Origin of the sequence: Lacrimispora struthionigena (assembly GCF_048627165.1) — a bacterium.
GTDB lineage: Bacteria > Bacillota > Clostridia > Lachnospirales > Lachnospiraceae > Lacrimispora.
Genome location: NZ_JBMBWP010000001.1, coordinates 1,455,092 through 1,469,441, shown reverse-complemented (window position 1 = coordinate 1,469,441; position 14,350 = coordinate 1,455,092). Strand labels below are relative to the sequence as shown.

The following is a 14,350-nucleotide window of genomic DNA, read 5'->3' as shown; positions in this document are numbered from 1 at the left end:
TTACGCTGGCTTAAAGGGGTAACCTGTCCTCATCTGCACAATATTCAAAAAAGTCAAAATCTGCATAATGACTGTGCTTTACTCTGTCCGCACAGGTTAACCCAACCATAGTACCGGTGAATTCCCCGTACTTACAGTATTCATCAGAAAATCTGGTAGTGTCAAAGACCCGGCCGATCTTCTGGTAATTTACTCCGTCATAACACCAGGAGAAATAAGACTGCCGGCCCTCAATTGTAAGCCTCAGATAAATGGGGTCATCACTTACCGGTATCCTGGTATTTAAAAATTCGGTCTTTTCTCCGTTCTCCAGATGGATAATGGAAAGTGCACTCTGTCCAAGGGTTTCACTGTAATATTTTCTTAAATTAATATAATTCATATTGTCATAATATAAAATCAGTCCGGCACTGTGCTGATGAACTTCCGGAACAAATTCCATCTTTGTAGTCACGGTTGCATAGACAGAGGTCAGCTTTCTCGCCAGGATGCTTACCTGATTTAAGGATGTCCGTGATTCCTGACCACGAATCCGCACATAGCCCGGGCGGGCTTTTAAGTCAGCAAAGCGCTGAGGCATGATTCTGGGTGCGTAATACTGCAGTCCCAGTTCCTCTTCATTAAAATCATCAAAATCAGGAATTTGCTTCACCGGCACTTCAGGCAGGTTACTTGCTTCAACCAGAACTTCCGCTAAATTACCGCCATTTGCCATACGCAGCCAATGATCATCTGTCCATATCATCTTCTGAATGGCCGTTTCTCTTCCAAGAGTGCAACGCAGTTCTGGTACAAAAGGCCGGGCACATAAATGAACCAGATAGGTTTCCCCATTCTGGGTATCTATCACACTGCCATGGCCGGATTTCTGAAGGATGGAATCAGGATTATAATATCTTGGTTTTAAATGATCCGGATCGTGGCGCTCATTAGACTCCCCATGAACAGAGGTTACGATGGGATTCATTGGGTCCGCTGCATATGGCCCCCAGATTTCTTTGGATCTTCCCATGGTTACACAATGATTATAGCCGGTTCCCCCTTCTGCACACATGATGTAATAATATTCTCCCCGTTTGTATAGATGGGGTGCTTCAATGCAGCCCCGGTCCGTTCCACCGTTCCAGATGCGTTTGGGATAACTGATAATTTCTTTTTTTTCGGGATCGTATTCCACCATACAGATTGCACCAGGCTTTTCATAGCCTTCCCTGGTCTCCCATTCCAGAGATACAATATACTTTTTGCCGTCATCATGCAGGATTGATGCATCGAATCCGGAGGAATGAAGATATACTGGTTCACTCCAGGGTCCTCTGATATCTGTTGCAGTAATCAGATAATTGTTTACATCAAAATATCTTGCATTCATGGAATTCATGACTCCGTAGATCACATAAAACAGATCTTCCTCTTCACAGTACGTGAGGCATGGAGCCCAGATACCTTTTGCAGATGGAAGCTTTTTTAAATCAACTGTTTCATCGTCTGTCAGAACATGGGTGTACAACTCCCAGTTTTTTAAATCTTTTGAATGGTATATGGGGATTCCCGGAAACCATTCAAAGGTTGATACTGCCAGATAATAATCATCCCCTTTTCTGCAAATGCATGGGTCGGGATTAAAGCCCGGTAGAATGGGGTTTTTTATCATATTATGCTGTTCGTTCATCATTCTTCCTCCAAAATGACAGCAGCCCAGTCTTTCAGGGGTATCCTGTCACCTTTTTTATAACTTGTTCCGTCTAATATATTTTTCACCCGGTCATAGGGGCAGATAATGGTTGTTTCTTCCTCTGAATAGTGAAGTACATAGTGTATTTTTTTATGATCCCGATTCACTCCGCTGCGAATGATCACCGGAAAGCATACAGCCGGTATGGAATCAGAAAGACCTGCATCTTTTACAGCCATCTTTAATATTTCTTTTACAATATCCTTATCTGTATAACAGCCGATGTAATAGGTGCTGCCTTTTTCGTAATCTGCCTGGGTAATTCCCGCATACTTTCCCCAGTATTTATGCTCATAGGACGCCAGCACCCTGGCTCCGGCTGTATGAAGCAGTTCTGCAAAGTACTGAACCGGTCTTCCTTTGATTTTTGCAGTTCCCGGTTCCGTAAACTGGTTGTAGTGAATTTTGAAGCACTCATGAAGCAGATGAGGCTGTGTGTCCGGATAAACACTTAAATATTCATTGGAAACGAAGGATTTAAAGGTGCTGACTAATACTCCTCCGTTGGAAACGAATTCTTTTAACTGCTTACATTTATCTTCTGTAATGCAGTACAGAGCAGGTGTTACAATCATCTGGTATTTAAAAGGATCCAGACCGTTGACATCCACTACATCACATTCCATATTTAATTCATAGAGACTGTCATACATCCATCTCACCACATCATTATAGCCTAAATCCCGGTCTATGGGGAACCATTCCAGTGCTTGAAGGGACTGATTGTCAACTATCAGCGCAATCTTGTTGTCTTTTCTCAGATTCAGGAGACTATTTCCCATCTTTTTCCACTGGTTTCCGATCTCCCATGCCTCTTCGTATGCTGGATTGACTGCCAGATCATGGCTTAACAGCCCTTTCCAGTAGGTCTCATATCCATTGTGAATGGAATGCCAGTTCCAATACATAATTCCGTCTGCTCCGCTTGCCAGATGGCTGTAAACGTGAAGCTTTAACTGTCCGGGATAAGGCGTCCAGTATTTAAACGCCTGAGCCTGACATTCCAGTACCAGATAATTACTTTCTTTTAAAGAGCGTATGGAATCTCCGCCAAACGCGATCTCCGCTCCGGTAAGCTGATCCTGGGTGTGATGATAGATATCAGTACCGGCAATTGTTACCGCAGCTGCGGCTTCATAATGATTCATGTCTGGCTGGACACCATAGGAATATCCATCCTGAGCAATATCTGCTCCGAATTTCTTCCACTGAAAATCAAAATTGTGGGTAATAAACTGATCTTCTCTTTTATATTCTTTTACTATTTCCGACTGCCATAAGAGAAATCCAGCTGCAAGACTTCTCTTAAAACGTTCAAATTCGCAGGATAAACCAGCATTGATACAGCCATTCATATCGGGAAAATCATTCCAGTCATGGATGGAATTACTCCAATAGGCAAGACCAAAGGTTTCATTTAAACGGTCAGTTGTAACAAATTTCTTCTGCAGATGTTCCACAAACAGCGTTTGCACCAACTCTGATGAGGTACCATAATGCTTCGTTTCATTGTCTATCTGAAAGCCTGTGACACATGGGTGACCTGCGGTATGTTCAAGAAGTCTGCGAATCACCCGTTCTCCATAAAAACGGTAGGAAGGATTCATAATATCCATCGCCTGTCTTCGCCCGTAAACAGCCTGTCCTGCTTTCGTCTTTACCATTACGTTCTTATCTTTTTTCTCCAGCCAGCTTGGGATGGCGTATGTTGGCGTACCGATAATTACCTCCATCCCCTTCTTTTGGGCAACTTCAAGAACCCGGTCAATAAAGCTGAAATCATATATTCCATCGGAAGGTTCCAGCGTACTCCATGTGGATTCCGCAATCCGAACCACGTTCATCCCTGCCTCACACATCATGGACAGGTCTGTCTCCACCCTGTCATAAGGCATATATTCCGGGTAATATGCAGTTCCAAACAAAAGAGTATCTCTTTTATATCCAGTGTTATCTTTCATCAGTTCTCCAATCTGTGTTTTCCTGCTGATAAATCTGAAACAATCTTATCATATTTTTTATCAAGATCAAATAATAAGAGGCAGACAACCCCAATTCCCATGGTAAGCGCCGGAATCCAGATAAACGCCCAGTCGATTGCTGCCAGGGAAGCCCCGCTCTGCACTGCCTGATCTGCGTGGAATCCGCCAGCTGCCAGAACCCAGCCAAGTGCTGCTGTTCCAATACCCGAGCCGACTTTCATACAGAAGGAAGATGCCGCATTTCCCATACCAGCCGTACCGTAGCCGTTATACCATTCCCCGTATGTAATGGCATCCTGCAAAAGCCCGAACATACACGCTCCCGATAATCCGAATCCGATTCCCTTGATTACTGACATGACACTGATAAAGGTTATATTATAAGACATTCCTGTTAAAGCAAATCCCAGGGTTGCAACTGTAAGACCTGTAAGCATCAGCTGCTTCTTTGTGAATTTCTTCATTAGAAACGGTGTAATGAATAAGGTTATGATCTGGGACATGGACAGGAAGTTGGAAACAGGTGTAAAATAGTTGGCATCTCCCAGACGGTACTGTGCAAAATAAACTGCAGATCCAAAGAAACAGGACATCATAAAATACAGGGCGAAAATAGCAATTACAAGTAAAATCCAGTATTTATTCACTAATAACCCTTTTATGCCCTTGGCAAACGATATTTTCACTTCCTGGTTTTTCTCTGATTCTTCATCTACTACCCGCTCTTTACACACTGCAAATGTGAAGAGATTGATTATAATAAATATAATCATCAGGATAATCATGGTAATCGTCCAGCCCTTCTGGCTGTATTTATCCCCACCGCCAAAGTAACCGGTCATTTTTAAGACTACCGTATTAATGGTCATTGTACCCGCCGTTGCCAGAAGATTTCTGAAATTGCCCAGAAGACCTCTCTCATACTGGTTGGTTGTCATCAGGCCGTGCATGGTTGCATATGGAATGTTGATTCCAGTATAAAATATGGTGGAAACAAGATTATAAGTCAGGAACATGTATACCAGCTGTGCCTTACCCTCCATACTTTGAGGCACGGTAAACATCAAAACTGTGCACACTGCAAGAGGCACACATAATCTGGCAAGCCAGGGACGGGCCTTTCCCCATTTGCTTTTCGTATGGTCTACAATGTACCCCATGGCAAGATCCGAGACCCCGTCAAAAAATTTTGATACAGCAATAATTCCTGCAGCTGCCGCTGCACTCGCTCCTACCACATTGGTATAATAAACCAGCAAGAATGCGCTGATTGCAGAATAAACAAGATTTCCCGCGTAATCTCCCATACCATATCCAAAACGCTCCACAAAAGAAAGCGATCCGTTTGCTTTTGTCTGTTTCATATCTTCTCCTCTTTTCTGAATTATATTTTACTTTTTACAGGAAACCAGCCAAAATCCACACATCTTCCCAAATCCCAGCTGTCCCAGCCGCTCCAGCCGCTGGTGTTGACAGTATCCGTTAAAAGCTTATAACTCCAGTAAAAATGACCAGAACCCTTATTCCATGCTTCCAGCTGGGCCTTTGCCACAGCCTGATAGATTTCTTTTTTCTCTTCTGCAGATTTCAGCTCTTTGTCAGATCCCTCTACACCGTTTAAGACAGTCTGACCCCCTTTTGTATCCCAGCCGCATGCCAGAGAATTAAAGAGACACCATTCCCCGCATATCACTGGGACATATTCCTGTATTTTCTCTATCTCTTTTGCAAAATGGGTCTGAATATAATCCAGATATTCGTTTAAGTTCTGACCGCATCCCATCATTTCTGCCATCATCAGATACTGATGGGTATCCAGAACGATGTTTTGGAAATTATCTTCTTCAAAGAATTCCTTCCAGCCGGATAAGTCAAATGCATCGTGAAAGATCACATGCTTTTCCTCCGACATAAATGCTCTGATTCTTTTGTAGGCCTCCCGGTAAAATTGTTTAATAAATGAAATGGGGATTCCACAGCTTCCCTTTCCCATGGTCTCATCTTTGGGAGGATATCTTTTTTGCACATTCATTAACTCCCAGATTGCCTCCGTAGCCGGCTCATTGAGAACCTCAATTCCCCACAGTCCATTCCTTGTTCCATATCGTTTTGCCAGGCGTTCCAGAACAGTCAATACAAACTCCACCTCCTGGGGATTTTGAGCCCATTTGCATACGCCGCTGATTCCTCCGTTATCGAATCCGTTCTGACCTTCTGGTGCCGTATGTAAATCAATCAGTATTTTAAGACCATACTTTTCTGCCCAGTTAAATGCCTGATCAAGCTCATTAATACAGCCCAGAAAAGGCTTTCTGTCACCAAAAACAAAATATGGAACCGGAATACGTATGGTATCCATGCCCCAGGATTTGATTGTCACAAAATCCCGCTCCGTAATATATTCACTGCGATGTGTTAAAATCCTGGCTTCATAAACTTCTTTTGTCAGACTGCGGGGAAGCCAGTATTCATCCGCTGCATCCGTTCCTTCAAATAATCCGGGGCTCATCCATTTCTCCAGTACCAGCCAGTTTCCCAGATTTACACCATTCACTTTCATATAAATCTCCTTGTTGTATCATTTTTTAGTTGCTTTCATTTTAAATTAAGTTATACTGATCTTATATCAATATTTACAGTTTTTTATCACGTTTCTCAGATAAAGGAGTTTGTATGATTACAAATTATTTCATGAAACACATTTCCTATCATCTTCATACCTTTGTAAAATCCTATACGATGGATAAAAAACCAGGAGAGACTATATGTGCCCGCAAGGACTTTTCTGATCTCCCGTTTTCCTCCCCGAAAGTCAGGGACGCCGTACTTGAGATGAAATCAGAACCTTTTCCGACACTTACCTCTGTTAATGGCAATATCATTTATGCAGCAGTCCCTGCTCAGAACATGATTTACGTGATTGGGCCAGTGGGCTTTCATACACAGGTGAATATTAACCGCAGCATCCAGGCTGCAGATATTGACTCTAACTGGATCCAGAGTCTGAGTATCTGTGATTTTGATGATTTACTGCGGGATATCCTTCTCATTTACAACCTGTTTCATGAGGAAATGCTTACAGCAAGTGACATCATAAAGGAAAACTGTGTGGATTCCCTGACGAAAGAGCAGATACAGAAGAATTTTTCAGAATTGATCTTTGAGAATCATGAAAATGGGAAAAAACACAACCCATATGATCAGGAGGTCAGGGAATTTTCCAGCATTGAAAACGGAGATATCAAGCAGTTGGAGCAAAGCTGGGCGGAGGACTACACCGGACAGCTGGGCATCCTGGCAAAAGACCGGCTTCGCAGTTTTAAAAATGTATGTATTGTGGTTATTACTCTGGCAAGCCGGGCTGCCATACGGGGAGGTTTAAGCCCGGAAATTTCTTTTTCCCTCAGCGACATATTTATCATGAAAATAGAAGAATCCAACGATATCGCCACTCTGATTCATATCAAAAACAGTGCGGAATATGAGTATGCCAGGCTGGTTCATGAAGGAAAGGAAAAGCAGAAAGGAACGCAGAAAAAAGAGAAAAATCCCCGCGTTGAGGAATGCAAGGATTATATCTTTTCCCACCTTCACGATAAAATCAAAATTGGGGATATGGCTTTGGAGCTTCAGATGAACCCCAATTATATTTCCGATTTATTTAAAAAGGAGGAAGGGATTTCTATTACAGACTATATTCGAAATGAAAAAATAAAGCTGGCTGAAAATCTTTTAATTTATTCCAAATATCAATACATTGAAATATCAGCCTATCTGGGATTTTCATCACAGAGCCACTTAGGTAAGCAGTTTAAGGAAGTGACTGGCATGACCTTAAAGCAATACAGGGACTGTTATGGTGTAAAAGAGTTTATCCATAATGGAAAAAAAGAAAATACAAAAGCAGAAGCCTGACTGTAAGATAAGTCAGACCTCTGCTGATTCTATTAAAACTCCCCTGTTTTAATACGCTCTTTTTAGTTCGTCTATGTAGCTTTTTAATGCATCAAATCCTCCCTGCTGATAACGGCGGATAAATTCGGTTCCAATTATGGCGCCGTCTGCACCATTTTTCATCACCGTTTCTACATCAGAGGCAGTTTTGATACCAAAACCTACAAATGCGGGAATGGAAGTAAACAGTTTCACTCTTTTAGCAACTTCGATATATTGATCAGGCAGTTTATCAAAAGAGCCTGTTTTTCCTTCTCCCGATACCACATAGGCAAACAGATGATTGTGTTCTAATGCTTGTTTCAGTTCGTCATTACTTTTTGACTGACTGAGTACTTTGATTGGATCATGAAGGATCTCCGCCGGATAGTCACCATTGACACAGATAAAACCATCATATAACTCATGTGGAATCCGGGTAAGGGAAAAGCGTTCCACACCTTCCTGATAAGTCATGATAACAACTTTAAAACGAAAACGGCTGCGAATCTCCTTTAACGAAGCTGTAATGTCTTCCCCGGTTAACCCCTGGTTCAGGATCACTTTGTTTGTTTCACGGATAATCTCCCCATCCATATAAGGATCTGAAACAGGAATCCCAACTTCCACATACCCCGCCCCTTCTTCATCAAGCAGCTGAAGAATTTTAAAAAAACGTTCTCTGTCCGGATAATGCAGTGGGATATAAAAAGCCAGATGTTTCATTACATTCCTCCAAACATTCTCAGGATCCATCCTAAAATAGGTCCGTAGAAGGAGTAGTCTGTCTCACTTAAGATTCTCATAATCGGTGCATAGGTACCGATCATTGGCAGTAATAGGGCTTGTCCGAAGATCAGAATCAGACCATTTACAAAGGATCCGATTATGGCTCCTCTGCGGCCGCCGTGGGCATTGCCGAAGATTGCGGTTACTGCACCGGTGAAGAACGTTGGAATCAGTGCCGGGAATACTACTACCGGATAATTCAATAAGCCAAGAACCATCATTCCCAAAAGTCCTGCAATCAGGCTGGTAAGGAAACCAAGTATGACTGAATTGGGGTAATTAGGGAACAACAGTGGAATATCCAGTCCAGGTACGGAATTAGGAATAATTTTATTGGCAATTCCGTGGAATGCAGCAATAATTTCGGAAAGCATCATTCTGACACCGGTAATAATAACTGTAATCCACATACCAAAGGATAAGCCTTTTAAGAAGCTGAAAACCAGGATATCCTGTCCGCCGGTAACGTTTTTAAGTGCCCAGGATGGACCGGAAAGAAGGCTGATGGCGAGGAAAAGGATAGTCATAACAATGGTCAGTGATATGGTCATTTCCCTTAAAAAGTTCAGTTTTTTTGGTACATTGATATTCTCCAGATCATGCTCCTTGTTGCCAAACGCTTTTGCCAGCAGGGAAGAAATAAGAATTCCCACAGAGCTGGAGTGAGCCAGAGTAAATCCTTCTCCGCCTTTTACCTCTTTCATAAACAAAGCGACGTAAGCGCAGGAAAATGTCATATAACAGCCAAGTAAAACAGCACCCACTGCTACTAACGGTATCGTGCTTAAGCTGGTTCCGAATTTCAGCAGTGCTGCGATGAGTCCTGCATAGAAAAAGGATACGTGAGCAGATAAATGTACGTATTTAAAGCGGGTGAATCTTGCAAGGAGAAGATTGACTACAAATCCCAGTGCAAAGATCAGCGCCATCTCCGTTCCGATTCCGGAAAGACTTTCGCTTTGTGCCGCGCCGATATCAACGGGAATTTCCGGCAGATTAAATATTTTCGTGATCATGGTCTGCAAAGGCAGCAGCGATACACCAAGAGTCTGTCCCCCTACATTGATCATGGTGAAACCAATCATGGTTTTGATTACGCTTGGCAGAATCTGATCCCAGGTCTTCTTCTGCGCAGCCATACCTATAATTACTACGATTCCAATGATGAACACCGCCTGGCTGAACACATTGCGAATCAGATACATCATTACTTCCATAGTTCTCCCTCCCAGGGTTTCTACACCTGTTATCTCTTTGTATTAATTGCTTCCATAAGCTGTTCTTTCAAATACTGCTTATCCATCATATTATCAATGCGGATAATATGAGCCTTTGAATCTCTTAACACATCAGCAAAATCTGAGGTGGTTATTAAGATATCATAAAAATCCGGGCTCACAGAACCAATATCAGACGCGTCTACCACTGCTTCAATCTTTTCTCCGTCTAAAATCTGCTGGGTAAACAAACGAAGCATCATGGAGCTCCCCACTCCTGCACCACATACCGTAACTATTTTTAACATTTAGGATTCCCCCTTTATAATTTTCATGATTTCCTGCTGCGAATCTGCGTTAATAATTTCTTCTACTTTCTTCTCATCCATAAGAATGTCCGCAAGCTCTGTCAGAGCTTTTAAATGAGACTGGTGATCGATGGCGCATAGACCAACGACGATTTTAACAGGATCATTTTTGGGATGTCCAAAAACCACAGGCTCTTTCAGCGTAACAATGCTAAGTCCGATCCCAAGTGCCCCTTCTTCCGGTCTTGCATGAGGCATGGCGATTCCGGGAGCAATTACAATGTAGGTTCCGTTGACCTCCACATTTTTAAGCATTGCCTCAATATAAGCTTCATCAGCCAGACCTTTCTCAACAAGCAGTCTGCCGCTCTCCCTGACAGCTTCGTCTCTGCTGCCTGCAGAAAACTTTGCCTGTATTAAATCGGTTGTCAGTATTTCTTTTAGCATAGGTTGATAAATTCCTTTCCTGGGTTCCGTTTTTTCAGAGAACCCCAAATATAGGCTTAATTCTTTTTTCAGAGCTGGAAGCTGTTCTTCTTTGATATCTGCGTATTTGCGGATAATGCCCATAACATCTCCCAGATGAATTCTGGCAGTTAAAAAGGATAACTGGTTTTGTATTTCTCTGATATCATAATCTGACAGAAACGGACTGACTTTTAATACCTGTATATCTTTCCATTTAAAAGGTACCGTTGAAACAATAAAATCGGGCACGTGCTCCATCAGCCACAAAGCTGCATTGCGAAGGCTGAATGTCCCCAGTATGTTTACATGGAACATGGCTTCCAGTCTGCTTTTTAAGATCTCGGAGGTGCTGATTCCTGCATTGCAGACAATAATTACATTGGGCGTTCTGCGCACCTGTTTTTCATTTCTCTCAATTACAGAAGCAAACAACAGTGTGAAGTATGATACTTCATGCTCATTAAAATGAACTTTCAGCTTATCCTCTACCAGCATAACCCCTTTTGAGACAGCATCATTAAGCTGGGAGAAGTTCTCCCTTACATAATCAAGCAGCGGGTTTTCCGCCCATTCTTCGGATAATGCCCTTTTATAGGCTGGCCGGAGATGATTGAGCAGTCCCTCGTAAAGCTTTGTATCTGTAACAAATGCTTCAAAGGGATATTCCTTTGTGACTGCTTCGATAAACTGATTGGTTACCAGATGAAAGGGGAGCCATTGCTCAGAAAGCAGTTCTTCATACTTTACCACAGACGCTTCCGTCAGCTTATTAGCCAGATAAAAACAGTCATCTAAGGACACTTCTGTTCCAAAAATGTATGCAAGCTCTTTTCTTTTCTGTAAAAAGGTGATTTCCTCTCTTGTCAGCGGATCTTTGGGACCTTCCGGAAAGACCTTTCCCATGGAAATTCTTGCATAGGTAACCCAGAATGCAGCCAGCATCCGGTGAAATGAAACATCACTGAGTTCCACGCTCAGTCTCCCTGACACATCATCTAAAAAAGCTTCACACTTCTTTATGATTTCCAGATCGTTAAAAGGCCGGTTTTCAAAAAACAATGGGTCTTCACTGACTGACAGGATCAGTAGATTTCGGATATTTAACTCTTTTCCAATCACACGATAACCTTTAAAAGGTGTGGATTCTATTGCAATTGAGTGAATGGCCAGCATTTCTTTTATTTCCTTTAAATCTGCAATCAGCGTGTTTCTGGAGATATCCAGAACCTTGAGTAAATCCTCTACCGTAAACTGGTCTCCTGCCAGAAGTATGGTTTCTACAATCCGCAGGCGCCGGATCCGTTGATTGGTTAAAACAAAATCCGAGGTGGAAGCAAGAAGACTTTCAAATTCAATTGTTAATGGTTCTGCATAATGCAGCTTCCCTTTATCTGCCTGTATAATGGGATATCCGCCTGTCTCCAGAAGCTCATTCAGCTTTTTTACATCACTGTAAACGGTTCTGGTACTCACTCCAAACTGAGTGGCAAACTCCCGGACTGTTAATTCCCGTTTGTTCTGACAGACAAGTTCAAATATTTTTGGAAGTCGGTTTTCCATGATTTCCTCCTTTATGTGCTCAGTATAGCATTTCGGTTGTTTCGCCCGCAAAACCAATTTGCTTCACAGGCTTTGCATACTTTGGTATATAGGGAACGAAAAGAGACACCTTTCAGTGTCTCCCATAACTTACATAATTAGAATGGTTACAGATTAATATCGTCATTAATGTTTTTCTTATAACCATCTTATGTGAAATATCTTTTTATTTTTCTTTCCCGCCCAGTTCCGCGGCTTTGAATATTTTTCTTTTTGGATTTTCAGGAAACCAGCCCTTTTCCACTCTCTTCTTCTGCTCAAAAATTTCTTTTATACTCCACAAAAGAGAACAACCAAGGACCGCTGACAGGGACCGTTCCGTGGAAGATGGAGACACAAGAGAAATCCCAAAGCACAAAAGTCCAAATATCAGAAACAAGGGCCATATTTTAGTAGTAAAATAATACTCTGCCTTAATCACAACCGGATGCAGCAGTCCGATAATAAGAAATGTCCCTATGCCAATGATGATTCCATCATAATTCATTCAGTAGTACCTCGCTTAATTACATTTATTACATTGTATTAATGGAATTTCAGGTTTATACGGATAAATCCCAGAAGAAACTTGCACTTTACCTTAATCTAACGTATGATTTTATCATACAATCAATATTTTGGAGAAACGAGGTTTCCTGTATGAAAATAAGCAGATTTGGTGGTTTGATTGCGGCAGCAAGCAAAAAAGCGGCACTGCCCATGCTGAAAGTCGGCTCAATTACGATTATCAAACGAATCGTTATTTCTTTTCAGCAAGCCGGAATTTTCCCCATTGTTGTCATCACCGGCGCAGATGAAGATGAAGTAAAATATCAGCTGAGCAATTATGGTGTCATTTTCCTCCCCTATGAACAAACGGATCAGCTTGAAATGTTAGACTGCATAAAGCACGGATTACGGTATCTGCAGGGAAAGTGTGACCGAATCGCCTTTACTCCTGTCAATGTCCCCATGTTTACACCTGATACACTGATTCGACTGAAAAACACCAGTGCAAATATTGTAATCCCTTCTTTTTACGGCAAGGGAGGCCATCCGGTAATATTATCGGAACAGATTATTCCGGATATCTTAAACTACAACGGTCCTGACGGTTTGCGGGGAGCAATCCGGTTACTAAGAGAGGACACTTTATGGCTGCCCGTTGCGGATAACGGAATTTTAACCAGCGTACGTAATGTGGAACAACTCCAGGAACAGCTTGCTGAGCACAACAATGCCATCGTTCACCCAATGCTGCATATGAGCATCGAACGGGAAACTGCCTTTTTTAATGCACGTCTTAAGCTTCTTCTCTATCTGATCTCGGATATGCATAATGTCCGAAAAGCATGCAATGCCATGTCACTATCCTATGGAAAAGCATGGGACATGTTAAACCAGCTGGAAACAGAGCTGGGGTATTCCGTGGTTTTGCGAAAGCAGGGAGGCCGACAGGGAGGCAACACGCTTCTGACGAAAGAGGGCTATGCATTTTTGTCCACCTACCAGCAATTTGAAGAAGAGGTGTTTCACTTCACCCAAAGCCGCTTTCACGATTTATTTCTATCCTCTGACTTATTATAACAGCTTACCAAGTTCCTTTTTAAAAGAACTTGCAGTCAAATACCACCCCTTTTACAATAAAAATAGCAGTAATCTGTTGATTCGTTCAGAAAACTGCTTTCTTATGAAAGGAGTGGTTTTTTGTTACACAATCAGCAAAATCTAAGCAGTCTGATCCTGGCAGCAGGTTTATCTTCCCGCATGGAGAATTTTAAGCCTCTGATGCCTTTCCGGGGTAAAACACTGATCGAAAACACCATAGACAGTGTACTCTCAGGCGGTGCGCAGACAGCCGTTGTTGTAACCGGGTTTAAGAGCGAAGAATTGGAAGATCTCTTAATGAAACGCTATGGAGATCAGATTCTGCTGGTAAAAAACCAGCACTTTAAGGAAACCGACATGATGACTTCCATAAAGACAGGCTGCTATGCCCTGCCGCCCTGTGATGCCTTTTTTCTGCTTCCCGGTGACATGCCGGTGATATGCCCTTCCACATTTGAGAAATTAATAAAAGCCCGCAGCCTACACATACCCAGTGTGGTAATCCCCACCTTAAACGGATACCGAAAGCATCCTCCTCTCATCGATGGAAGGCTGATTGCGGATATTCTTTCTTTTCAGGGAAACGGCGGACTTCGCCAGCTTTGGAGGCAGCGTGAAGAACTGATTTGCACGGTACCGGTAGATGATGAGGGGGTCACCATCGATCTGGATACCAGACAGGATTATCAGACATGCAGACAAAAATATGAAATATCAGGAGGTAAACTTTAA

Annotated in this window: 12 protein-coding genes; 3 read left to right on the top strand and 9 right to left on the bottom strand. The window is 42.4% G+C overall.

Annotated features, from left to right (window positions below):
• Nucleotides 1-10 precede the first annotated feature (10 nt).
• Genes ACOAOT_RS06595 through ACOAOT_RS06580 form a run of 4 tightly spaced genes read right to left on the bottom strand, consistent with a single transcriptional unit; the run spans nt 11 to nt 6,277 of the window.
• Nucleotides 11-1,675, bottom strand: coding sequence for a glycoside hydrolase family 43 protein (locus tag ACOAOT_RS06595; protein ID WP_420216266.1), 1,665 nt, complete (start codon nt 1,673-1,675; stop codon nt 11-13).
• Nucleotides 1,672-3,696, bottom strand: coding sequence for a beta-galactosidase (locus tag ACOAOT_RS06590; RefSeq protein ID WP_420216265.1), 2,025 nt, complete (start codon nt 3,694-3,696; stop codon nt 1,672-1,674). The genes ACOAOT_RS06595 and ACOAOT_RS06590 overlap by 4 nt, the downstream gene beginning before the upstream one ends.
• Nucleotides 3,696-5,081 carry an MFS transporter gene (locus ACOAOT_RS06585; RefSeq protein ID WP_420216264.1) on the bottom strand — a complete coding sequence of 462 codons (1,386 nt, stop codon included), beginning with the start codon at nt 5,079-5,081 and terminating at the stop codon, nt 3,696-3,698. The genes ACOAOT_RS06590 and ACOAOT_RS06585 overlap by 1 nt, the downstream gene beginning before the upstream one ends.
• A 20-nt stretch (nt 5,082-5,101) precedes the next feature.
• Nucleotides 5,102-6,277 carry a glycoside hydrolase family 5 protein gene (locus ACOAOT_RS06580; protein ID WP_420216263.1) on the bottom strand — a complete coding sequence of 392 codons (1,176 nt, stop codon included), beginning with the start codon at nt 6,275-6,277 and terminating at the stop codon, nt 5,102-5,104.
• Between the two features lie 113 nt (nt 6,278-6,390).
• Here ACOAOT_RS06580 and ACOAOT_RS06575 point away from each other — a divergent pair, with 113 nt between their 5' ends.
• Nucleotides 6,391-7,632: a helix-turn-helix domain-containing protein gene (locus ACOAOT_RS06575; protein ID WP_420216262.1), complete on the top strand. Its 1,242-nt coding sequence runs from the start codon at nt 6,391-6,393 to the stop codon at nt 7,630-7,632.
• A 48-nt stretch (nt 7,633-7,680) separates the two neighbouring features.
• Here the strand turns inward: ACOAOT_RS06575 and ACOAOT_RS06570 are convergent, their stop codons facing one another.
• The 5 genes from ACOAOT_RS06570 to ACOAOT_RS06550 form a co-directional block, all read right to left on the bottom strand.
• Entirely contained in the window at nt 7,681-8,376 is a 696-nt protein-coding gene (locus ACOAOT_RS06570; RefSeq protein ID WP_420216261.1) for a tryptophan synthase subunit alpha, read from the bottom strand.
• On the bottom strand, nt 8,376-9,656 hold the full coding sequence (ulaA, locus tag ACOAOT_RS06565) for a PTS ascorbate transporter subunit IIC (RefSeq protein WP_420216260.1): 1,281 nt from the start codon (nt 9,654-9,656) through the stop codon (nt 8,376-8,378). The genes ACOAOT_RS06570 and ulaA overlap by 1 nt, the downstream gene beginning before the upstream one ends.
• 29 nt (nt 9,657-9,685) lie before the next feature.
• Nucleotides 9,686-9,964: a PTS sugar transporter subunit IIB gene (locus ACOAOT_RS06560; protein WP_104438976.1), complete on the bottom strand. Its 279-nt coding sequence runs from the start codon at nt 9,962-9,964 to the stop codon at nt 9,686-9,688.
• Complete coding sequence (locus ACOAOT_RS06555; RefSeq protein WP_420216259.1) at nt 9,965-11,992, bottom strand: BglG family transcription antiterminator; 2,028 nt, start codon at nt 11,990-11,992, stop codon at nt 9,965-9,967. It abuts the gene before it with no gap.
• Nucleotides 11,993-12,197: 205 nt separating this feature from the next.
• The gene (locus ACOAOT_RS06550; protein WP_420216258.1) at nt 12,198-12,518 is read right to left on the bottom strand and encodes a DUF4491 family protein; all 321 of its coding nucleotides are present in this window, start codon (nt 12,516-12,518) and stop codon (nt 12,198-12,200) included.
• A gap of 152 nt (nt 12,519-12,670) precedes the next feature.
• On the opposite strand from ACOAOT_RS06550, the gene ACOAOT_RS06545 reads away from it, so the two are divergent.
• Nucleotides 12,671-13,597: an NTP transferase domain-containing protein gene (locus ACOAOT_RS06545; RefSeq protein WP_420216257.1), complete on the top strand. Its 927-nt coding sequence runs from the start codon at nt 12,671-12,673 to the stop codon at nt 13,595-13,597.
• 120 nt (nt 13,598-13,717) lie between these two features.
• A complete protein-coding gene (locus tag ACOAOT_RS06540; RefSeq protein WP_420216256.1) occupies nt 13,718-14,350 on the top strand; it encodes a nucleotidyltransferase family protein in 633 nt (210 codons plus the stop codon).